At 68.6% G+C, this 21032-nt stretch carries 21 protein-coding genes; 3 read left to right on the forward strand and 18 right to left on the reverse strand.

The window, feature by feature from the left end; genetic code table 11:
* Positions 1–126 precede the first annotated feature (126 nt).
* The 5 genes from ACX80L_RS13595 to ACX80L_RS13615 all read right to left on the reverse strand — a co-directional run bounded on the left by ACX80L_RS13595 (position 127) and on the right by ACX80L_RS13615 (position 6484).
* A complete protein-coding gene (locus tag ACX80L_RS13595) occupies positions 127–1692 on the reverse strand; it encodes a transporter (protein WP_459290278.1) in 1566 nt (521 codons plus the stop codon).
* Positions 1674–2483 carry an ABC transporter ATP-binding protein gene (locus ACX80L_RS13600; RefSeq protein WP_459290280.1) on the reverse strand — a complete coding sequence of 270 codons (810 nt, stop codon included), beginning with the start codon at positions 2481–2483 and terminating at the stop codon, positions 1674–1676. The genes ACX80L_RS13595 and ACX80L_RS13600 overlap by 19 nt, the downstream gene beginning before the upstream one ends.
* 64 nt (positions 2484–2547) lie before the next feature.
* Positions 2548–3660, reverse strand: coding sequence for an NADH:flavin oxidoreductase/NADH oxidase (locus ACX80L_RS13605; protein ID WP_459290282.1), 1113 nt, complete (start codon positions 3658–3660; stop codon positions 2548–2550).
* Positions 3661–3722: 62 nt separating this feature from the next.
* Complete coding sequence (locus ACX80L_RS13610; RefSeq protein WP_133080830.1) at positions 3723–4679, reverse strand: tetratricopeptide repeat protein; 957 nt, start codon at positions 4677–4679, stop codon at positions 3723–3725.
* Between the two features lie 59 nt (positions 4680–4738).
* Positions 4739–6484 (reverse strand): hypothetical protein, encoded by a 1746-nt coding sequence (locus ACX80L_RS13615; protein WP_459290284.1) that lies wholly within the window; start codon positions 6482–6484, stop codon positions 4739–4741.
* 297 nt (positions 6485–6781) lie between these two features.
* Between ACX80L_RS13615 and ACX80L_RS13620 the strand changes: the two genes are divergently transcribed.
* The gene (locus tag ACX80L_RS13620) at positions 6782–8095 is read left to right on the forward strand and encodes an AI-2E family transporter (protein WP_459290286.1); all 1314 of its coding nucleotides are present in this window, start codon (positions 6782–6784) and stop codon (positions 8093–8095) included.
* A 12-nt stretch (positions 8096–8107) separates the two neighbouring features.
* Here ACX80L_RS13620 and ACX80L_RS13625 read toward each other — a convergent pair whose 3' ends face one another.
* The 3 genes from ACX80L_RS13625 to ACX80L_RS13635 form a co-directional block, all read right to left on the reverse strand.
* Positions 8108–8911 (reverse strand): alpha/beta hydrolase, encoded by an 804-nt coding sequence (locus tag ACX80L_RS13625; protein ID WP_459290288.1) that lies wholly within the window; start codon positions 8909–8911, stop codon positions 8108–8110.
* A 179-nt stretch (positions 8912–9090) separates the two neighbouring features.
* The gene (locus ACX80L_RS13630; protein WP_133080833.1) at positions 9091–9414 is read right to left on the reverse strand and encodes a hypothetical protein; all 324 of its coding nucleotides are present in this window, start codon (positions 9412–9414) and stop codon (positions 9091–9093) included.
* A gap of 118 nt (positions 9415–9532) precedes the next feature.
* Positions 9533–10765, reverse strand: coding sequence for a hypothetical protein (locus ACX80L_RS13635; protein ID WP_459290290.1), 1233 nt, complete (start codon positions 10763–10765; stop codon positions 9533–9535).
* A 347-nt stretch (positions 10766–11112) separates the two neighbouring features.
* On the opposite strand from ACX80L_RS13635, the gene nucS reads away from it, so the two are divergent.
* Together nucS and ACX80L_RS13645 are read left to right on the forward strand one after the other, a co-directional pair.
* Positions 11113–11808, forward strand: a complete 696-nt coding sequence (nucS, locus tag ACX80L_RS13640) for an endonuclease NucS (RefSeq protein ID WP_133080835.1) — start codon at positions 11113–11115, stop codon at positions 11806–11808.
* Positions 11809–11846: 38 nt separating this feature from the next.
* Complete coding sequence (locus tag ACX80L_RS13645) at positions 11847–13055, forward strand: N-acetylglucosamine-6-phosphate deacetylase (RefSeq protein ID WP_459290292.1); 1209 nt, start codon at positions 11847–11849, stop codon at positions 13053–13055.
* Positions 13056–13089: 34 nt separating this feature from the next.
* Here ACX80L_RS13645 and ACX80L_RS13650 read toward each other — a convergent pair whose 3' ends face one another.
* From ACX80L_RS13650 to ACX80L_RS13695, 10 genes are all read right to left on the reverse strand, one after another.
* Entirely contained in the window at positions 13090–13521 is a 432-nt protein-coding gene (locus ACX80L_RS13650; protein ID WP_133080837.1) for a DUF2550 domain-containing protein, read from the reverse strand.
* Between the two features lie 10 nt (positions 13522–13531).
* Entirely contained in the window at positions 13532–13825 is a 294-nt protein-coding gene (locus tag ACX80L_RS13655; protein ID WP_459290294.1) for a F0F1 ATP synthase subunit epsilon, read from the reverse strand.
* Between the two features lie 5 nt (positions 13826–13830).
* Positions 13831–15294, reverse strand: coding sequence for a F0F1 ATP synthase subunit beta (gene atpD, locus ACX80L_RS13660; RefSeq protein WP_133080839.1), 1464 nt, complete (start codon positions 15292–15294; stop codon positions 13831–13833).
* A gap of 85 nt (positions 15295–15379) precedes the next feature.
* Positions 15380–16273 carry a F0F1 ATP synthase subunit gamma gene (locus ACX80L_RS13665; RefSeq protein ID WP_459290296.1) on the reverse strand — a complete coding sequence of 298 codons (894 nt, stop codon included), beginning with the start codon at positions 16271–16273 and terminating at the stop codon, positions 15380–15382.
* Between the two features lie 91 nt (positions 16274–16364).
* A complete protein-coding gene (gene atpA / locus ACX80L_RS13670; RefSeq protein WP_133080841.1) occupies positions 16365–17999 on the reverse strand; it encodes a F0F1 ATP synthase subunit alpha in 1635 nt (544 codons plus the stop codon).
* Positions 18000–18098: 99 nt separating this feature from the next.
* A complete protein-coding gene (locus tag ACX80L_RS13675) occupies positions 18099–18911 on the reverse strand; it encodes a F0F1 ATP synthase subunit delta (protein WP_459269100.1) in 813 nt (270 codons plus the stop codon).
* Entirely contained in the window at positions 18911–19465 is a 555-nt protein-coding gene (locus tag ACX80L_RS13680) for a F0F1 ATP synthase subunit B (protein WP_133080843.1), read from the reverse strand. Before ACX80L_RS13680 ends, ACX80L_RS13675 begins: the two co-directional genes overlap by 1 nt.
* Before the next feature lie 50 nt (positions 19466–19515).
* A complete protein-coding gene (locus ACX80L_RS13685; protein ID WP_019481292.1) occupies positions 19516–19731 on the reverse strand; it encodes an ATP synthase F0 subunit C in 216 nt (71 codons plus the stop codon).
* 75 nt (positions 19732–19806) lie between these two features.
* The gene (gene atpB, locus ACX80L_RS13690; protein WP_133080844.1) at positions 19807–20628 is read right to left on the reverse strand and encodes a F0F1 ATP synthase subunit A; all 822 of its coding nucleotides are present in this window, start codon (positions 20626–20628) and stop codon (positions 19807–19809) included.
* 85 nt (positions 20629–20713) lie between these two features.
* Positions 20714–21031: a hypothetical protein gene (locus ACX80L_RS13695; protein WP_244186259.1), complete on the reverse strand. Its 318-nt coding sequence runs from the start codon at positions 21029–21031 to the stop codon at positions 20714–20716.
* Position 21032 lies beyond the last annotated feature (1 nt).

A 21032-nucleotide genomic window follows, 5' to 3' on the forward strand; every position in this document is an offset into this window, starting at 1 on the left:
CCGAGCCATCGGGCAGCTACAGGTTATGCACAGACCAAATCCGTGAAAATTCCGACGTCCGGAGCAACCCTCGCCAGCCGTACCGACTCCGCTCAGGTGCTTCGACCCCGCCGGGCCGATCAGCACTCACCGGTTGGCGGACACCGACAGCAGCAGTTCCGGAGCCCTGCGGTCGTACCATCGACCTCCGGAGCGGATCCCTACGACGAGCAGGATCACGCCGAGCACCGATCCGATGACCAGGGTCAGCCAGCCGAACAGCGCGTCTCCCGTGACGAAGTACACGATGGCCAGGATGATCTCGGGCAACGCGAGCAGCAGCATCACGAACCAGCCGATGAACTGCACGGCGAACATCGTGAAATTCGTCCCCGGCGGCGTCTTGAAGGCGCTCTCGCCGGGCAGTGGCACGTTGTAGGTGTACCGGGCCGACACGACGCTGGCCAGTCCCGTCCCCGTGAGCAGCAGTCCGATCGACAGGCCGAACAGGACCGGCAGGTCCTCGGCACGCCCCGTGATGAGCGGCGGCACCACCGTGAACACCAGAGTGATGGGCAGCGCGAAGACCAGCAGGGCCGCCGCCCGGCCCAGACGGTCATCACGTCCGCTCACCCCGGTGGAGAGGTGCAGGCTGAAGGCGGTGTTGTCGTACGAGATGTCGGCGGAGATGGACCAGGCCAGCAGGAACGCGGTGATGGGTCCGAGGAAGGCGAACCCGCCGCCCGATGCCCCTCCGGAGAAGTAGAGCAACACGGCGATGAACGGGATGACGATGAGCGAGGCGAAATACCGCGGGTCCCGCAGCCAGTAGGTCAGGGCCCGGGCAGCGATGGCACCGGCGGGCGTCGACGGGAACCGGCCGAGCCAGCCGAGGTTGCCACCCGCTCGTTTGGTGACCGCGTTGTAGGGAGGAGTGACGAGGGCGTGACCGAGGCTGCGGCTCCACAGCACCAGGAACAGCACCAGGGTCGCCGCACCGATCAGGAAGCGTACGACGGCGAGCCCGGGCTCCCCCGCGGCGACATCGGCCGGGGCCGCCCACAGGACGCCCAGTGGAGTCCAGGCGAGGACGTCGGCAAGGGACGCGGCGAAGCCGGGCGAATTCTGGAAACCGGCCGTCACTCCCCCGATGATCGGTCCGAGGAAGATCAGCGGGATGAACGCCACGATGCCGTTCACGTCCTTGAAACGGCGCGACCCCGTCATGGAGGACACGGCCGTCGTCACGAGGCGCGACGCGACGACGCACAGCAGGACGGCCACAAGGCCACAGACCAGCGCGGTGAGGGCGGCGGCGGGGTAACGGATCCAGGTGGCCACCTGCGCCAGTGCGGCGATGAGCGTCACCACTCCGGGGATACCCAGCAGCCCGCCGAGGACGAGGCCGGCCAGCAGTTGCCGCATCGGGATCGCGAACGTCACGAACCTCGCCGGATCGAGCGTCATGTCGATGCCGGTCGCTGCGATCGGGATGATGATCCAGCCGAGCACCGCCGCCGATCCGCCGATCACGAGGATCGTGCGGATGAGGGAGACGTCCGCGGTGCCCAGGAGCACGAGCCCGACCACGATGACGGACAGCAGGCCCAGGCCGTACAGGCCACCCAGGATCACACCGATCAGCTGCGCAGTACTCCGCTTGAACGAATTGCGCAGCAGGAGGAGCTTCAGCTTCAGGAGGTCCGCAACCACGACAGCCCTTCCGACGTGTTGCGTCCCCCGACCAGCTCGACGAAGCGCTCCTCGAGCGTCGCCTCTCCGCGGACCTCGTCCACCGTCCCTGCGGCGAGGACGGTGCCCGCAGCGATGACGGCGACGTGGTCGCACATGCGCTGCACGAGGTCCATGACGTGACTCGAGACGATGACCGAACCGCCGGACCGGACATAGCCCGCGAGGATGTCACGGATGTTCGCCGCCGAGACGGGATCGACGGACTCGAAGGGCTCATCGAGCACCAGCAGTTTCGGGGCGTGGATGAGCGCCGACGCCAGCGCGATCTTCTTCGTCATGCCCGCCGAGTAGTCCACCACGAGCGTGCCTGCGTCACCGGTGAGGTCGAGGGCACGCAGCAGGTCCCCTGTCCGCTCTATGACGGTCTCGCGGTCCATGCCGCGCAGCAACCCGGCGTAGGTGACGAGCTGCTCGCCGGTCAACCGGTCGAAGAGCCGCACGCCGTCGGGCAGGATGCCCATCAGCTTCTTGGCCTCGAGGGGCTGTGCCCACACATCCACACCGTGGACGAGGGCCTGCCCGAAGTCGGGGCGCAGCAGGCCCGTCGCCATCGACAGGGTGGTGGTCTTGCCGGCACCGTTCGGTCCCACGAGCCCGTAGAACGAACCCGGCGGCACCTCGAGATCGACACCGTTGACCGCGATCTTCTCGCCGAAGCGCTTGGCCAGTCCGCGGATGCTCAACGCAGCCGTGCCGGCCTTCGCCTCGGGATTGTTCTCGTCGGACGGTGGTGGCACAAGGGAACTCATGCTTCCACGCTAGCAACGCGCCCTCGCGCCTCTCGTCATCCCAAAGGAGGAGAAGGCACGCCCGTCAGAACGATCCCGCGCGTTCGTACTGGGGCGCCGGCACCAGGTCCTGGCCGAGCTCGTGGGCCGCCCGCATCCACCAGTGCGGATCCCGCAGCGCCGCCCGTGCGATCAGGACGACGTCGGCACGCGCGTTCCTGATGATCTCGTCCGCCTGGGCCGGCTCGCTGATCATCCCGACGGCACCGGTGGGCACGCCGGAGGTGCGCACCTCCTCCGCGAGGGCTACCTGGTAACCCGGCCCGACCGGGATGGACGCCGACGGTACCGCGCCACCGGACGAGACGTCGACGAAGTCCACGCCCTCCTCGGCAGCCCGCTTCGCGAGCCGTGCGGAGGTGGCGCCGTCGAGCCCGCCCTCGGTCCAGTCGGACGCCGAGATGCGCAGCAGGAGTGGCATGGTCTCCGGAACGGTGCGGCGGACCTCGCGGATCACGTCGAGGGTCAGCCGGAAACGTGCCTCCTCCGAGCCACCCCAGCCGTCCGTCCGGGTGTTCACCAGGGGCGAGAGGAACTGGTGCAGCAGGTAGCCGTGGGCTGCGTGGATCTCGAGGGCGTCGAAGCCGGCGTCGACGGCGAGTGCGGCGGCCGCTCCGAAGTCGCGGACGACCTTCTCGATATCGTGCTCGGTCATGGCGCGCGGCGCCGCGTACCTGCCGAACGCCTCGTCGGTGGGAGCGAGCGTCTGCCAGCCGCCCTCCGATTCCGGCACCGAGCCGTTCCTGCCGCTGAACGGCCAGTATGTCGACGCCTTGCGGCCCGCATGGGCGAGCTGCACGGCGGTCTTCGTCCCGATGGCGCTGTGCTCGTGGATGAAGTCGTTGATGCGGCGCCACGCCTCGGCCTGCTCGCGCGTGTAGATGCCGGCGTCGCGGGGGCTGATCATCCCCTCGGGGCTGACGGCCGCGGCTTCCGTGATGATCAGCGCTGCACCGCCCGTCGCGAACTGGCCGAGGTGCACGAGGTGCCAGTCGGTCGGCACGCCGGCCGCGACGGCGGGATTGCAGGAGTACTGGCACATGGCCGCGACCCAGCCGCGGTGCGCGAGGTCGAGGGATCGGAGCGAGATGGGGTCGAAGAGGCCGGAGGTACCGGCCGCTGCAGCTGGGGAGGTCATGCCATCCTCGGGATCGGGAACTGGGTCGGAACGTGTGGATCGGGACAGGGCCCGGACGACGCCTAGAACAGGGCGCGGGCCAACGCCGCGCGGGCCTTGGTCACGCGCGGGTCGGTGACGCCCACGACGTCGAACAGCTCGAGCAGGCGCTTGCGCGCCGCTTCCTTGTCCTCGCCTGCGGTGCGTCCGATGAAGGCGATGATGCGGTTGAACGCGTCCTCGACATGGCCACCCGTGATGTCCAGATCGGCGACGGCGAGCTGGGCGTCGACCGCGTCCGGCTCGTCGGCCCCGCGCTGCCGCACGTCCGCGGCGTCGAGGTCCTGGACGCGCTGCATCAGTTCCACCTGAGCGAGCCCGGCCTTGGCGTCGGCGTCGGCCGGCTGCTCGGCGAGCGCCCGGCGGTAGGCCGCCGCGGCAGCCGGATAGTCGCCCGCCTCGATGGCGTCGAAGGCCGCCTGGTGCAGCGGCGGCAGCGGCGGCTCCTCCGCGTCGGCAGGACCGGGCTGGGAACCGTCGTTGAGCGTTCCGGTCACGCCATTGGCCTCGGCGACCTTCATGAGCTCGTCGAGGTACGCACGGATCTGGGGGTCGGGCAGGACCCCCTCGAACAGGGGTACCGGCTGTCCCTTGACCACGGCGACGACGGTGGGAGCACCCTGCGCCTGGAACGCCTGGGCGATCTGCGGCTGCGCCTGGAGGTCCACATTGGCCAGGAGGATCCGTCCGTCGAACTCCACGGCCGCGGCTTCGAGGACGGCCGTCACCTGGTTGGACTGCTCGCTCCAGGTGGCCCGGAGGTTCACCACCACGGGCACCTGGGACGAGAGCTGCACCAGCTGCGGGAACGTCTGCTCCGTCACCTCGACGATGTACGGGCTGGGCGCCGCGGACGCCTGTCGCGCCGCTGCAGGGCGTGCGGCGGCGTCGGCGCGTGCCTTGAGCGCGGACAGGTCCACCGCTCCCCGCAGGTTCATGCTCGACGGCGGCATCCCGCCGCGCTGTGCTGGTGTGGACAATGCTCTGCCTTTCTCTGACTGCTGGTGGTGGGACCCGGGTCGCTTCCTGCCGGTTCGGCTCAGCGGAGCGTGGCGGACAGCAACTGCTGGGCGGCGCCGATGACCCGGATCTTATCGTCGCTGCCTGCGGGTGGTACGTACATCATGACGGCCTCCCCATAGTTGACGTCGATCCCCTTCTCGCTGGTGTCGGTGCCGGTCAGGGACTGGTACACCGTGCCTGTGAGGTCGATCGTGTCACCGGCGGCCTTGGGCACGCTGGAGTAGGTGTGGGTGAGGTAGCCGAACACCATCGCCCCGCCGTCGCCCGTCAGCAGCGCCTGGGTGCGGTCCGCCTGGGACTGGTGCGTGAAGGTGATGTTCGCGGCCGTGTTGCCCGGGTCCGCCACGACGCCGGCCTGGAACCCCGTGATCGCCTCGGCGAAGGAGTTCTCCTCGAAAGTGCCGGCATTGGCACCCGCAGGGGTCGTGAGGAAGTCGGCGATCGAGGCGACGGCACCCTGCGGCGCGACCGCTAGTGGCCCGGACGCGTCGAGTGGGATCGGGCCGGCCGCGCCCGGCGCCGGCGGCGACGGGAAGGTGCTGCCCGGGAGCATCTGGACCGCGGAGGTCAGCCTGTAGTTGTCGCGGGGCGTGTCCTGCACGAGCAGCAGGGCCTGCGGCACCGCGTTGTCGTCGCCCTGCGTCAGCGCGACGATCGTCCGGGGCCATTCGGCGCCGGTCGGGATCATGTCCAGCAGGACCGGGTCGGCGGCGACGGGCGCGGGAGCGGCAGCGTTCTGGTCCTTGGCGCGGACGGCGTAGGAACCGGTGCGCAGGTCCAGCGCAGCACCGGCGACCCGGGGTGCGAGGAGTGTTGCGTCGGCGGCGGCATCGGCGTTGGACACGGTCGAGGCGACGGCATCGAGGATGCGTTCGAGCTGGCTCTCGACGACGACCGGCGGACCGCTGGCCTCACTGCCGGCCGACGGCGCGCCGGTGGCAGCCGCGGTCGGGGAGGCGGTGGACGTGGAGGACGGGGTGACCGAGGGCGACGGCGTCGTCGTCGCCATCCCCGGCGCGATGCCCAGGAGCGATCCGGCACCGACCAGGCCCGTGACGATCAGGACGGGACCGGGCGCGGCCATGGTGGCCGTCGCGCCCCCCTTGCCGGCCTGTGCGTGCCTGCGGGCGTAGGCCCGGGTGCCCTCGGCCGCGTCGGTCCCGCGGTCGCCCCGCCCCCGCGGTGCGATGAACAGGAGCGCGATGCCGAGGACGGTGACGAGCGCTCCGCCGATGACCAGCGGCAGGGCGAAGGGCGTGGACTCGTCATTGGGTCGCGTGACCGAGACCTGGCTCGGCGCGGGATCCTGGCCGTCGGCCGCGAGCAGGATGGACCAGTCGCCTTCCGCCGGTTCGCTCCAGCGGTAGGTCAGCGTGCCGTCGCCGGGCTCCTCGCTGACCCAGAGGTCGCTGCCACTGGGATCGGGCACGCTCGCCTCACCGTCGGAGTACTCCGAGGTCAGCGTCTCCTCGCTGATGTCCGTGACGCTCAGGTGGGCGGCCGCCCCCACCCATGCCTCGACGTCGGAGGCGCGGCCGACGGCGAGGGTGAACGGGCCGTCCGCCTCCACGGTGACCTCCACGGGTCCGCTCGTCCCACCGCGCGCGCCGGACTCGATCACCGTCACGGGTGCCGCCTGGGTGTCCTGCGCGAGACTCGCGGTCACGGTCTCGGCGGGAGCCCACACGGTCCGCTGGCCGATGCCGAGGAGCATCAGCAGGAGCCCTGCCACGATGATCGGTACTGCTGTCTTTCCGCGCACTGATTGCCTATCGTCGTCCGTTACGGCGGACCGCGTGGCCCCTTCCGCTCTCCTGGCCCGGCGCAGCATGCCGCGCCAGGCCACTCAGGAATAGTCACCCAATGGTAACGAACATCGCCCGGCCGGACCGGTCACGCGCACAGGCCCACCCGCACCAGGGCGAGTCCGGGGCCGCACGGCACACGGCGCGGGACCGTGTTCGTCAAGAACGCCGTCCGGATCCCCCTCACTGTTAGGGTTTCGCTAGTCGGACCACCCGCGGTGACAGCACCGGACACGTGAAAGCAGAGCTCTTCGTTGACAGACCACCAGGACGTCCCGCTCGACCAGCCGCTCCCGCGGCCCGAGCCGACGGGGAGCGAGGACGCACTGCTCCCGGCGGGTCCTCCGATCGGTGGAACCCCTCCGTCGACCCTGCGGTCGCTCTTCGCCGTCGCACGCAGGGCGCTCCCGTCGGCCCAGCCCCGGCCGCGCTTCGAGTTCCCGCCGGAGCGCGAGCCCGATCCTGTCGCCGTGGACCCGGACGTGTCGCTGAGCGACGAACGGCTGAAGTTCGGTGGCGCCTATCCCCGGAGCATGCGCGCGCACCCCATCCACTTCGGTTTCATGATGAGCGTGGGCGTGGGGCTCGCGCTCCTGGCGTTCTTCATCATCACGAACGTCGGCCAGCTCCTCGTCTGGATCGGGGCGGCGCTGTTCATCGCGCTCGGACTCGACCCGATCGTGCGGTGGCTCGAGACGAAGCACGTACCGCGGCCGGCGGGCATCGCGGTGTCCCTCTCGATCCTCGTCGGTATCGTGGCAGGCTTCTTCGCCCTCCTGATCCCGACGATCGTCAGCCAGACCTCGCAGATCGTCGATCGGGCCCCGGGCTACGCGGACGACTTCCTCAAGTCGGAGTTCTTCACCACGGTGGACGCACAGTTCCAGTTGCGGGACCGCGTGAGCTCGGAGATCGACAGGTTCTTCGCCAACAGCGAGGCGGTCGGCGGCATCTTCGGCGGCGTCCTCGGGGTGGGCACCGTGATCCTCAACGGACTCTTCGGCACCCTGGTGATCCTGGTCCTCGCGCTGTACTTCCTCGCATCCCTGCCCTCCATCAAGAAGTGGGCGTACAGGCTCGCCCCCCGCTCGCGCAGGCCCCGCGTCGAGGTCCTCTCCGAGGAGATCACGCGCAGCGTCGGCATGTACGTCATCGGGCAGGCCTGCGTGGCACTGCTGAACGGCTCCTTCGCGTTCATCGTGATGTCGCTCGCCGACGTCCCGTTCTCCGTGCTGCTGGCGTTCGTCGTCGCACTCCTCGCCTTCATCCCGCTCGTGGGCGGCACGATTGCCGCCGTCCTGGTCAGCCTGATCGCGCTCACGGTCGGCTGGCACACGGCCCTGCTGTTCGCGATCCCCTACGTGGCGTACCTGCAGTTCGAGGCGTACTTCATCTCACCGCGGATCATGCAGCGCGCAGTCGCCGTACCGGGCGCGGTCGCGGTGATCGCGGTGATCGCGGGAGGCAGCCTCCTCGGAGTCCTCGGCGCGTTGATCGCCATCCCGACGGCGGCGGCCGTGATGCTGCTCCTGAAGGAAGTCTTCATCGCGCGCCAGGACAGCCAGTAACCGCTTCCGAGCTCAGCCTGCCGGTGACGGCGCGACGGCGGCCGGGCCCAGCCACTGCGAGGTCAGCGGCAGGGACAGCTCGGGGCGGACGACGCCGACGATCTCGTTGAGCGCCCGGGCCGCGTACTTCTCCCCCACCCACAGGTGCTTGGCCCCGTCGACGCCCGTCACGTCGGCCTGCGGGACCCGCGAGAAGCGTGCCGCGGCGTCGTCGGGCACCAGGTAGTCGTCGAATTCGGGGACCAGGACCTTCAGGGGCAGTCCGCTCGCGCCCCAGGCATCGAGATCGCCGTCGTCGGCGCGGTGCAGCGGCGGCGAGAGCAGGATGGCCCCCTCGATGAGTTCCGCCACCGGGTCCGTGGCTCCGTACTTCAGGCACAGTTCCGTCCCGAAGGACCAGCCCACGAGCCAGATGTGATGGAGTCCCTGCGCCACCGCCCAGTCGACCGCGGCCTGCAGGTCGAGGCGTTCCCCGTCGCCGCCGTCGAACGCCCCCTCGCTGCAGCCGCGCGGCGAGCACGTGCCGCGGGTGTTGAAGCGCAGCACCGCGATGTCGGCGAGGGCGGGCAGCCGGAAGGACGCCTTCCGGTACACGTGGGAGTCCATGAAACCGCCGTGCGTCGGCAGGGGGTGGAGCGTCACCAGGGTGGCTGCGGGGGCGCGTCCTGCGGGCGCCGCGAACTCCCCCACGAGGGTGAGGCCGTCCGCGGTCCGCAGTTCGATGTTCCGGCGGTCCGCGGGGAGTACCGTCGACGCCCGGATCTCCACCGCCTCATCGCTGGTCGTGAAGGTGTAGGAGGGGGTATCGCTGGCCATCCCCCCAGTCTAGGTCGGCCGCGTTCCGCCCGGCTGCACGACCGGCAGGACGACCGGCAGGACGACGGGCTGCACGATCGGCAGCGCATCAGTAGCGTGTCGGCAGGACGACCGGCTGCACGGTCGGCAGCGCATCAGTAGCGTGTCGGCAGGACGACCGGCAGCGCGTCAGTAGCGCGTCAGTAGCGGAAGCTCCGCGTCTGCCAGCACCTCACATGCCAGTGCCGCCGGTCCGCGAGGGCCGTCTCGGGTCCGAACAGCGAATCCTCGCGCCACACGACGAGGTGGGCGATGCCCGGCAGGATGGCCGAGTTGCAACCCGGGCAGGTGTAGGTCTTGGCCGCGTTCCGTTCGGTGATGCGCCGGACCGACCACTCGCCGTCGGGAGCCGACTCACGGAGCGGCAGTCCCGCGCGGGCCCGCTCGAGGTCCACCTCCGGCGGTGCGGCCCACTTGGGTCGGGCGGAACCACGCGGGCGGTTCGGACGGTTGGAACGGGGCACCGTCCCAGTCTGCACGATCGACGGGGAATGCGCGGACCGGTGCTACCGGAGCCTGCGTCCGTCGGCGCCCCTCCCGGTCCTGGTAGGGACGGGAAGGGTCGCGCGTCGGGGGACCCTGTCAGCAGCGGTTGGCGCGCTGGGCCGCCGTCGAGGGATTGTTGAAGCAGGTGCTGCCGGTTCCGCGGGTGCTGACGGTCACGACGGGTGGTCCGGGCACGGTGGTCTCGGTGACGATCGGGTCCAGATCCTCTCGTGCGACCGTGATCACGGGGGCGGCCGGAGCAGAGACGCTCTCCACGTCCTCGGTGGTCTCGCCGTCGGCCGTCGTGATCTCGGGGGCGATAGGAGCGCAGGTCGTGCTCACGATGTCCTGGCCCGGCAGCGTCTCGACGGTGACCTGCGGCGGACCGGCGATCAGTCCAACCGTCGCCACGAGCGGCTCCGCGGCGGTGGTGGAGGTCTGCACCCGCGGATTGGGGGCTACCGGGAAGACGACCAGTTCCAGCGTGCCGGGTCCGCCGCCGACGTACCGGAAGGTGCTCGTGGTCGTCGTCGTCATGGTCCGCTGCTGGTAGGTCACGATCTGCGACTGCGTGGTCAGCTGGGTGCTGGTCCTGGTGAACGACGTCGGCTGCGTGGTGGTGACGCACGACTCCTGCTGCTGGGTCGAGGTGAAGACTTCCGTCACCGGCGTCGTCGTCGTGGTGACGGTCTGCCTCGGCTGGGTCGTCGTGGTGACGCGCTGCTGGGGCGTGGTGGTGGTGGTGGTGACGGTCGTCGGGGTGGTCGTGGTGGTCACGACGGTCCGCTCGCACCGCTCGACGCCCCGTGTTCCGTTCTCGTTGTTGACCCGCTCGCAGTTGCGCGTGCCGGGTGCGTCGGTGCTGGTGGGTGTTCCACGCTCGGTGCGGCTTGCGACCTCGGGTGTCCCGGCGACGACGACCGGAGTTGCCGTCGCCTCGCCGGCGTCGACCTCCTCCGAGGTCACCTCAGGTTCGCCGCGACGCTCACCCTCGACGACGACGGGGTCCCCGACGTCGCGCGTCTCCGTCCGCACGCCCGGTGCACCGGTCGGGACGACAGGCGTCTCGGTCGTCAACGGGGAGTTCACGGGCACCGGATCGCCCAGCGAACTCGTCGGACGGCCGAACGGCCCGGTGATCGAAGTGGTCACGACCACGACGCAGCGGTCCTGTCCCGGCAGTGCACCCTGGGTGAACTGGCCGCCGGCCTGGTCGCAGGTGTGCTGCCGGGTGTGGTCGGCATGGGCGGCCGGCGCGAGCGGTCCCACCGCACCGCCGACGAGGAGAGCGACGGCGGCGACGCTGGTCGCGAATCTGCGTGATCTCATGGTTGTGTTCCTGCCTCGCGACGTCGCGGGTAGTCGGCTCATGTGGGATCTTCGGGGTGGACCAGGCGAAGGAGAACGATCGCATCGGATTCCTGCGTGGCGGCTCCCCCTAAAGTCTGAGCGGGCAGGATGGTGCGGACAACGCTCGCGGATACTCGTCTTCCCCGGAGGGGCGCGTATTCTGCGGCCGGCGCTACTGGCCTCTCGCCCGCACGCCACTCACGAGGTCGTGGACGGTACCCGTCGGGTTCGGTGGGCGTGCCGTGCGCCCCTAGAATGGACAGGTCCTGCGCACCGATGGTCCATCGCCCGCAGAACGGTCCGTCCGGTAGATCTGAAGGATGCTTGTGCGTTTAGTGATAGCCCGTTGCTCCGTCGACTACGTCGGCCGCCTCCGGGCGCATCTCCCTCTAGCCACCCGGCTCCTGATGGTGAAGGCGGACGGGTCGGTCCTGGTGCACTCGGACGGCGGCTCCTACAAACCCCTCAACTGGATGAGCCCGCCCGCGACGCTCCGGGTGAGCGAGCCCGACGACGCGGACCGCGCCGAGGGCATCACCGCGGTCTGGACGGTGCAGCACGCCAAGAGCGATGATCGGCTCGTCATCAGCATCCGTGAGCAACTGCACGATTCCTCGCACGACCTCGGGGTGGATCCGGGACTCGTCAAGGACGGGGTCGAGGCAGACCTCCAGAGACTGCTCGCAGAGCAGATCGAACTGCTGGGAACCGGCTTCACCCTGATCCGCCGTGAGTACATGACCGCGATCGGTCCCGTCGACATCCTCGCCCGGGACGCGGCCGGGCGCACCGTCGCCATCGAACTGAAGCGCCGCGGGGACATCGACGGCGTCGAGCAGCTCACGCGCTATCTCGAGCTGCTGAACCGCGATCCCCTCATGTCGCCGGTGCGGGGCGTCTTCGCCGCCCAGCAGATCAAGCCGCAGGCCCGCGTGCTCGCGCTGGACCGGGGCATCGACTGCCTCACCCTGGACTACGACGCCATGCGCGGCGTCGACGACAGCGCGTCGCGGCTTTTCTAGCCCGCCCGGCCCTGGGGCCGACCCCCTAGAATCGGACCATGGCCCTCGCGAGCGGAACGCCCACTGCCCTGTCCGGACGACTGGTGACCGAGTCGGGGATCGTCGAGGACGGCGTCCTGCGCTGGGAGGGCACGCGCATCACCGGCGCCGGGGTGGACGACCAGGACCAGGCGGTGGAGCAGCTGCCCGAGGGATTCCTGATCCTGCCCGGGCTCATCGACCTCCACTGCCACGGCGCGGGCGGCGGCGATTTCACCTCGGGGTCCGCCGCCGACATCGAGGCGGCCGCCGCCCACCTGCATCGCAGCGGCTCGACGACGGTGCTCGCCAGTACCTGCGCCGCGCCCCTCGAGGACCTCGAGTCGGCCTTCGGCAGGCTCGCCGCCGCGGCGGAGTCCGGGCTGGTCGCCGGCATCCACGCGGAAGGCCCGTTCCTCTCGCGCCGGCGCAACGGGGCGCACGACCCGGAGTTCCTCCTCCTGCCGACGCAGCAGGACGTCGCCCGGCTGGTGACCGCGGGCCGGGGGCACGTCGCCTCCATGACCTACGCCCCGGAACTGCCCGGCAGCGACGTGCTCGTCTACGAACTCGTGATGCACGGGGTCATCCCGTCGATCGGCCATACGGACAGCACGACGGAGGAAGCCACGGCAGGGCTGGACCTGATCAACGAGGAGCTGGCAGCCACGGGGTTCGCGGGATTCAGCGGACGCCCGACCGCAACGCACCTCTTCAATGCGATGCCGGCCATCCATCACCGCTCCCCCGGCCCGGTACCCCTGCTCCTGCAGCGGGCACGAGCCGGCGAGATCGCCGTCGAGCTGATCGCCGACAACGTGCACCTGCACCCGGAGACCGTGCGGATGGCCTTCACGATCGCGGGGTCGGAGAACATCTGCCTGGTCAGCGATTCGACGGCGGCGGCGGGGTGCGCGACCGGCACCTACCGCCTGGGGCGCAGCGAGATCTCGCTCGTCGGGGACTCCGCCGTCCTGACCGCGACGGGAGCACTCGCCGGGGGCTCAGGGAGCCTGCTCGATGTGGTGCGCTGCACGGTGGAGGCCGGTGTGGGCCTGGCGGACGCCGTCCGCTCCGCGGCCGCGGTCCCGGCGGTGGTCCTGGGACTCGCCGACGAACTCGGCAGCCTGCGTACGGGCCTGCGCGCCGACGCCGTCGTGGTGTCGCCGGACCTGGAACTGAGGGGCGTGCTCCGCGCCGGCGTGTGGGTCCGGCCGCTGGACATCTGAGCCGCCCGGCCCGGATGCCTCGGGAGGCGTCCGCTCAGCGCCAGGTGCCGATACCGATGACCGGACCGGCCTCGATCCAGGAGGAGAGCCCGGCGTAGACGTCGTACTTCATGGCGAGGTCGAAGGGTTCGCCCTCGTAGGCCAGCTGGACGATGATCGCCCCCGGCTGGATCCGGACGCGTTCCGCCTCGGTGGGCGCCCGCCACCCCTCGACCTCCAGCGAGCTGCGGAGGAAGCGGAACCTCGGGATGGGGCTCAGGGACAGGAGGCTCAACCACTCCAGGTTCTTGTCCGTATAACGACAAACCCCCACCCGCCAGCCCTTGGGAGGGAGGCGGATGGAGGCGTCGAACGTGCCGAGGGCACGGTTGAGCTGGTAGCGACGGAGGAGGAACGCGGCGATCACGAGCACGAGCAGGCCGAAGACGACCGCAAGGCAGATGAACGTCACACCGAGTGCCTCCATCCAGGGAAGCCTAGACGGATTCCGGAGTCACCGAACCGCCGACCCTGGCGTTGTCCGCCACGATCACGACGCGGTTCGAATCGACGGAGAAGAAACCACCGTCCACACCGACCACCAGGCGTTCGCCGTTGACCGGTTCCACCGACAGTTCCCCCGATTCGAGGATCGCGAGGATCGGGGCGTGGCCGGGAAGGATCCCGATCTGCCCGTTAGCGGTGCGCGCGTTGACCGTACGCGCCGCGCCCGACCACACGAAGTGGTCGGCCGCGACGATTTCGACCTCGAGTTCGCCGTGTGATGCCATCGGCGTTACTTACCGGTCTGCTCTTGGATCTTGGCCCACTGGCGCTCGACGTCGTCGAGGCCACCGACGTTGAAGAACGCCTGCTCCGCGATGTGGTCGAGGTCGCCGTTGCAGATCGCCGAGAAGCCCTCGATGGTGTCCTTGATGGCGACCGTCGAACCCTCGACGCCGGTGAACTGCTTGGCGGTGTAGGTGTTCTGCGACAGGAACTGCTGGATGCGGCGCGCACGCGCGACGATGACCTTGTCCTCTTCGCTGAGCTCGTCGATGCCGAGGATCGCGATGATGTCCTGCAGTTCCTTGTTCTTCTGCAGGATCTGCTTCACGCGCACGGCCGTGTTGTAGTGGTCGTGGCCGATGTACTGCGGATCCAGGATGCGCGAGGTCGAGGCGAGCGGGTCCACGGCCGGGTACAGGCCACGGGACGCGATCTCGCGCGAGAGCTCGGTGGTCGCATCGAGGTGCGCGAAGGTGGTTGCCGGAGCCGGGTCGGTGTAGTCGTCAGCGGGCACGTAGATCGCCTGCATGGACGTGATCGAGTGGCCCTTGGTCGAGGTGATGCGCTCCTGCAGGAGACCCATCTCGTCCGCCAGGTTGGGCTGGTAGCCCACCGCGGACGGCATGCGGCCCAGGAGGGTCGACACCTCCGAGCCGGCCTGCGTGAACCGGAAGATGTTGTCGATGAAGAGCAGCACGTCCTGGTTCTGCACATCGCGGAAGTACTCGGCCATGGTCAGCGCCGAGAGGGCCACGCGGAGGCGCGTTCCCGGCGGCTCGTCCATCTGGCCGAACACGAGGGCGGTGTCCTTGAGGACGCCGGCCTCTTCCATCTCGACCCAGAGGTCGTTGCCCTCACGGGTGCGCTCACCGACCCCGGCGAACACCGAGGTGCCACCGAAGTTGCGGGCGACACGCGTGATCATCTCCTGGATGAGGACGGTCTTGCCGACACCGGCACCACCGAACAGTCCGATCTTGCCGCCCTTGATGTAGGGGGTCAGGAGGTCGATGACCTTGATGCCGGTCTCCAGCATCTCCGTCGAACCCTCGAGGGACGCGAAGCTGGGCGCCTTGCGGTGGATGGGCCAGCGCTCGGTGATCTCGAGCGCCGACTCCTCGACGTCGAGGGGCTTGCCCAGGACGTTGAAGATGTGGCCCTTCACGCCGTCGCCGACGGGCACGGAGATCGCTGCTCCGGTGTCCTGCACGACGGTGCCGCGGACGAGGCCGTCGGTGGCCTGCAGCGAGATGGCACGCACGAGGTTGTCGCCGAGGTGCTGCGAGGTCTCGAAGGTGATCAGGCGGGTCTCACCGTTGAGAGTGATCTCGGTGGTGAGGGCGTTGTACATTGCGGGGATTGCGTCGGCCGGGAACTCGACGTCGACAACCGGGCCGATGACACGTGCAATACGGCCGGTGGCGCCGGGGGCAACTGAGTCCGTACCGTGTTCAACAGTCTGGGCAGTCATCTCTCTCACTTCATTTACGTAGATGGCGTGGAACTAAGTCTAGCGGTGCACCCGGCGCCCTCGCGGGCCCGGATGGGCAGGAGCGTCAGGACGCGTTGAGCGCGTCCGCGCCGGCCACGATCTCCGAGAGTTCCTGGGTGATCTCCGCCTGGCGTGCGGTGTTGCGGAGGCGGGTGTACTTCTTGATGAGCTCGGTCGCGTTGTCACCCGCGGACTTCATGGCCCGCTGGCGTGCGGCGAGCTCGCTCGCGGCGGCCTGCAGCATGGCAGCGAAGATGCGCGACTCGATGTACCTCGGAAGGAGTGCGTCGAGGACCTGCTCCGGCTCCGGCTCGTATTCGTAGAGCGGGAGGAGCTCGTCGTCCTGGGGCACCTGCTCGTCCACGACCTCGAGCGGCAGCAGGCGCATGACCGACGGCTCCTGCACGACCATGGAGCGGAACTTCGTGTAGACGACGTGGATCTCGTCCACGCCCCCGTCCTCGTAGTCCTTCAGGAAGGTGGACAGGAGAGCCTCACCGACCTCGCGGGCGGTGCTGAACTCGGGAGCATCGGTGCCGCCGGTCCAGACCCGCTCGTAGCCGCGTCCGCGGAAGTCGAAGTACGACTGCGCCTTGCGTCCGAGCAGGTAGGCCTGGATCTCCTTGCCCTCGGAGCGGAGCGTCTCGAAGAGCCCCTCCGCCTGCTTGAGGGCGCTGGCCGAGTACGAACCTGCGAGGCCGCGATCGGAGGTCAGCACCAGCACCGCTGCGCGACGCACCTGACCGTGCTCGGTGGTCAGCGGGTGGTCGATCTCCGACTGCGACGATACGGCCGACACGGCCCGCGTGATCGCGTTCGCGTACGGCAGGGCCGATGCAACACGTGCGCGTGCCTTGCCGATGCGAGAAGTCGCGATCAGCTCCATCGCCTTGAAGATCTTGCGCGTCGACGTGGTCGAGGCGATCTTCTGGCGGTAGACCCGGATCTGGGCTCCCATTCTTGTCCTTTCCTCCGCTCCCGGTGGGGGAAGCGATCAGGCCAGGGTCCTGCCCGCCGGGAGGGGGTTCACCCTCCCGGCAGCAGGTCCGCTAGCGCTTCTGTCGAACGATCTTTTCCTGCTCGACCGAATCGGCGTCGATCGCTTCGTGCTCCTCGTGGCCCGCGTGGACACCGTTCGCGCCGGCTCCGAAGAAGCCCTGCTTGAAGTTGGTGATCTGCGTCTTCAGCTCGTCGATGGTCGAGTCCTCGAGCTTGCCCGTCTGGGCGAGCGTGGTGAGGATCGGCGACGTGTGGCCGAGGTGCTCCAGGAACTCCGTCTCGAAGCGGTTGATGTCCTCGACGGGTACGTCGTCGAGGTAGCCGTTCGTTCCGGCCCAGATGGAGACGACCTGCTGCTCGACCGGCATCGGCGAGTACTGGCCCTGCTTGAGCAGCTCCATCAGGCGGGCTCCACGCGTCAGCTGCTGGCGCGAGGCCGCATCCAGGTCGGAGGCGAACATCGCGAAGGCCTGCATGTCGCGGTACTGGGCGAGGTCGAGCTTCAACGTGCCCGAGACCTTCTTCATCGACTTCACCTGTGCGGCACCGCCGACGCGGGACACGGACACACCGACGTCGACCGCGGGGCGCTGGTTGGCGTTGAAGAGGTCCGACTGCAGGAAGATCTGGCCGTCGGTGATGGAGATGACGTTGGTCGGGATGTAGGCGGACACGTCGTTCGCCTTGGTCTCGATCAGCGGCAGGCCCGTCATCGAACCGGCACCGAGCTCGTCGGAGAGCTTGGCACAGCGCTCGAGGAGGCGGGAGTGCAGGTAGAAGACGTCGCCCGGGTAGGCTTCGCGTCCCGGCGGACGGCGCAGGAGGAGCGACACCGCACGGTAGGCCTCAGCCTGCTTCGACAGGTCGTCGAACACGATGAGGACGTGCTTGCCGCCGTACATCCAGTGCTGGCCGATGGCCGAACCGGCGTAGGGCGCCAGGTACTTGAAGCCTGCGGGGTCCGATGCGGGGGACGCGACGATGGTCGTGTACTCCAGGGCACCCTTGTCCTCGAGGGTCTGGCGGACGGCGGCGATCGTCGATGCCTTCTGGCCGATCGCGACGTAGATGCAGCGGACCTGCTTGTTCACGTCACCGGAAGCCCAGTTGGCCTTCTGGTTGATGATGGTGTCCACGGCGATCGCGGTCTTGCCGGTCTGGCGGTCACCGATGAGCAGCTGCCGCTGGCCGCGCCCGATCGGGATCATCGCGTCGATGGCCTTGAGCCCGGTCTGCATGGGCTCGTGCACCGACTTGCGCTGCGTGACGCCGGGAGCCTGGGTCTCGAGCGCACGGCGGCCCTCGGCGACGATCTCGCCGAGGTCGTCGATGGGCTGGCCCAGGGGGTCGACGACGCGGCCGAGGAACGCGTCACCGACGGGAACGGAGAGGATCTCCCCCGTGCGGTGCACTTCCTGGCCTTCTTCGATTCCGTTGTAGTCGCCGAGGACGACGACGCCGATTTCGCGGGTGTCGAGGTTCTGGGCGAGTCCGAGCGTGCCGTCCTCGAACCGCAGCAGCTCATTGGCCATGACGGAGGGAAGACCCTCGACACGGGCAATGCCGTCACTGGCGGTGGTCACGCGGCCGACTTCGACGCGCTCCGCGTTTCCGGGCTCGTAGGACGCCGCAAAGTCGTTCAACGCACTACGGACGTCTTCGGCGTTGATGGTCAATTCGGCCATCTCAGTCCCTGCTCTCCTGTGTTGTTGGTCCCCGTGGGATGCGTGGCGACCGGTGTGTGGTTCTGTGGATGTGACACGGATGTCACGAGGCGCGTTCGCCTATCCCGCCAGCTTGCGGCGGAGCTCGGACAAGCGCGTGATCACCGTGGAGTCGACCATTTCGTCTCCGACGCTGACACGGACTCCGCCGATCAGTGAGGGGTCGATCTTCACGTTGACCTTGAGCTCGCGGCCGTACATGGTGTTCAACCCGGACTCCAGCTTCTCGAGCTGGCTCGCCGTCAGCGGACGGGTGACGCTGACGTCGGCGATCCAGCGCTGCTGGCGTGCGGCGACCAGCTCGAGGAATCGTTCCACGAGGGCCGCGGGCTTCAGTCCGCGCGGCGACCGTACGGCCTGGGCGATCAGCAGCCGGCCGGCGGGACCGGCCTGGGGCACGAGCTTGAGGCCGAGGGCCACCTTCGACTCCGGCGACGCCTGTGCTTCGGACAGTGCCCTCTGCAGGGCGTGGTTCGAGGCCACGACCTGGATGAAGGAGTACAGCTCGTTCTCGAGCTGTTCCAAGCCCTCCACACCGCTGCCCTGCTCGGCCACCGAGATGACCACGGTGGCCGCGAGGGTCTCCAGGGCATCGCCGATGTCGCGTGCATTCGCCCAGCGCTCGTTGACGAGGTCACGGACCACGCCGGCTGCCTCGGACGAGACGCGACCGGCGATGAGCTGGTCCACCAGCACGGCCTTGTCCTTGCCGGTGCGCGAGGGATCCGTCAGCGCGCGGCGCAGTCCGGCATTGCTGTCGAGGATCGACAGCACGCCGAACAGGTCCTCGGCCAGCGCCAGGCTCGTGCCGGGCAGCCGGGACTCCAGTCCTTCACGGACCGTTGCGAGGGAGAGGCTCGATACTCCTGCCATTACTTCGCTGCACCTGCGCTCTGCGACGAGGTCTCGAGGTCCGCGAGGAACCGGTCGATGACACGCGACGAACGGGCGTCATCGGCGAGCGATTCCCCGACGATGCGACTCGCGAGATCGGTGGCGAGCGTACCGACCTCGGCGCGGAGCGAGACCACTGCGGCCTGGCGCTCTGCTTCGATCTGCACGTGAGCCTGCTCGGTGATGCGAGCGGACTCGGCCGCCGCCTTCTCCTTGAGGTCCGCGAGGATCTGAGCGCCTTCGGCGCGGGCTTCCTCACGGATGCGGTTCGCCTCGGTGCGAGCATCGACAAGCTGCTGCTTGTACTCGTCGAGGGCCGCGTTGGCCTCGGCCTGTGCGGCCTCTGCCTTGGCGATACCGCCTTCGATCGCCTCGGTGCGCTCTGCGAATGTCTTCTCGAACGCCGGCATGACGTACTTGAAGACGATGAACAGCAGGACGGCGAAGCCGACAACGGTCACCAGCAGTTCCCAGAGGTTAGGGATCAGAGGGTTGGAGCCCTCTTCCGCCGCCATAATCGCTGCGTTAAGCATTTTTCACCCGTCTTTCTTCAACGTGTCTTCGGTCGGTCAGGACGGCTTGATCAGGCGCCGATGACGAAGGCGAAGACGAGGCCCAGGATCGCGAGGGCTTCGGTCAGTGCGAGGCCGAGGAAGGCGATGGGCTGGAGGACACGCTGTGCCTCAGGCTGGCGAGCTACGCCATTGATGTAGGCCGCGAAGACGAGGCCGACACCGATACCACCGCCGATTGCGGAGAGACCGTATCCAACGAGGTTGAGGCTACCCTGTACTTCCATTGTGTTCCTTTCAAGATGCCGCCTTGGTGCGACAGGTTGTTTGGGATCATCCCCGACGGGGAAGACTTGTGTGAATCAGTGGGCGTCGGCGTGCAGCGCGCCTTCGATGTAGATCGCGGCGAGCAGCGTGAAGACGTAGGCCTGGAGGATCATGATCAGCGCCTCGAGCATGTACATGGCGACCGATCCGACGAGGACCAGCACGCTCGTGCCCTGCAGCAGGATGTTCCCCGTCATCACCATGTACTCGATGGCCGAGCCGGCCAGGGTCACGATGAGGTGGCCGGCGAGCATGGTCGCGAAGAGTCGCAGCGAGTGCGTGACCGGCCGGACGATGAAGTTCGAGATGATCTCGATCGGCACCACGATCAGGAGGATGTACCAGGGGACGCCCGACGGGACGACGGCGAGCTTGAAGTAGCGGATGCCGTGCTTCTTGAGGCCGATGCCGACCCAGAGCAGGAAGAAGATGGCGGCGATGCCGTAGGCGCTGCCCGGGTGGGAGAACGTCGGCAGCTGCAGGAACGGGACGGCCCCGAAGATGTTGTTCACCAGCACGAAGAAGAAGGCGGTGAAGAGCCAGGGGACGTACTTGAGGAAGTCGCGGCCGCCGATGATGTCCTTGCCGATGGAGTTGCGCACGAAACCGTACGCGGCCTCACCGAGGAACTGCACCTTCCCCGGGACCAGCTGCCGGCGGCGGGAGGCGATCAGGAAGAACGTGGCGATGAGGACGACCGAGAGGATGGTCAGCAGCATCTGCTTCCCGAAACCGGGGTCCAGCAGGACGCCGTACTCGCCGCCCCACGGGAGGATGTCCCGGTAGTGGGTGTCCTCGATCGTCGGGGCTACGAATCCCTCTTCGGTAGTTGCGGCCGGGAGCGCAAGCGCGATCAACGCGTTTCCTCTCTGCAGTGTCCATCGTTGGGCAAGATCTGTTCGGTCGCAGTGGAACTGGTCCGACTCGTTAAGTTATGGGGAATCACTCGGGTTCGGCCTCGGCGCGGGACGTAGCCGGCGAGCCCCTGTGCGGGTCCGCTGCATGGTTCCGGGTGAGATTGTGCATGTGGGAGAGATAGAAACCCCCTGCTGCACCTAAGAACGCTCCCGCCAGCACCAACCAGCGCGTGTCGAGGAGATTATCCAGCCCCCAGCCTATCAAACTCCACACCAGGATCCCGCCAATGATGTAGCTGAAGACGGCCATGCCCGCGTTGTAGCCGCCGTTGGAGAAGCGGGCGTCGATATCCTGCGGGGGCGTGGCGGCAGCCTCGTCCGGGCCCCGGTCGGTGCCTGCCATG

This window comes from Arthrobacter sp. MDT1-48-3, assembly GCF_054511015.1.

Bases quoted from the DNA above. Each gene is read 5' to 3' on its own strand.
- ACX80L_RS13600 (WP_459290280.1), bottom strand. From the start codon at position 2,483: ATGAGTTCCCTTGTGCCACCACCGTCCGACGAGAACAATCCCGAGGCG.
- ACX80L_RS13605 (WP_459290282.1), bottom strand. From the start codon at position 3,660: ATGACCTCCCCAGCTGCAGCGGCCGGTACCTCCGGCCTCTTCGACCCC.
- ACX80L_RS13625 (WP_459290288.1), bottom strand. From the start codon at position 8,911: ATGGCCAGCGATACCCCCTCCTACACCTTCACGACCAGCGATGAGGCG.
- ACX80L_RS13635 (WP_459290290.1), bottom strand. From the start codon at position 10,765: ATGAGATCACGCAGATTCGCGACCAGCGTCGCCGCCGTCGCTCTCCTC.
- ACX80L_RS13645 (WP_459290292.1), top strand. From the start codon at position 11,847: ATGGCCCTCGCGAGCGGAACGCCCACTGCCCTGTCCGGACGACTGGTG.
- ACX80L_RS13650 (WP_133080837.1), bottom strand. From the start codon at position 13,521: ATGGAGGCACTCGGTGTGACGTTCATCTGCCTTGCGGTCGTCTTCGGC.
- ACX80L_RS13655 (WP_459290294.1), bottom strand. From the start codon at position 13,825: ATGGCATCACACGGCGAACTCGAGGTCGAAATCGTCGCGGCCGACCAC.
- atpD (WP_133080839.1), bottom strand. From the start codon at position 15,294: ATGACTGCCCAGACTGTTGAACACGGTACGGACTCAGTTGCCCCCGGC.
- ACX80L_RS13665 (WP_459290296.1), bottom strand. From the start codon at position 16,273: ATGGGAGCCCAGATCCGGGTCTACCGCCAGAAGATCGCCTCGACCACG.
- atpA (WP_133080841.1), bottom strand. From the start codon at position 17,999: ATGGCCGAATTGACCATCAACGCCGAAGACGTCCGTAGTGCGTTGAAC.
- ACX80L_RS13675 (WP_459269100.1), bottom strand. From the start codon at position 18,911: ATGGCAGGAGTATCGAGCCTCTCCCTCGCAACGGTCCGTGAAGGACTG.
- ACX80L_RS13680 (WP_133080843.1), bottom strand. From the start codon at position 19,465: ATGCTTAACGCAGCGATTATGGCGGCGGAAGAGGGCTCCAACCCTCTG.
- ACX80L_RS13685 (WP_019481292.1), bottom strand. From the start codon at position 19,731: ATGGAAGTACAGGGTAGCCTCAACCTCGTTGGATACGGTCTCTCCGCA.
- ACX80L_RS13695 (WP_244186259.1), bottom strand. From the start codon at position 21,031: ATGGCAGGCACCGACCGGGGCCCGGACGAGGCTGCCGCCACGCCCCCG.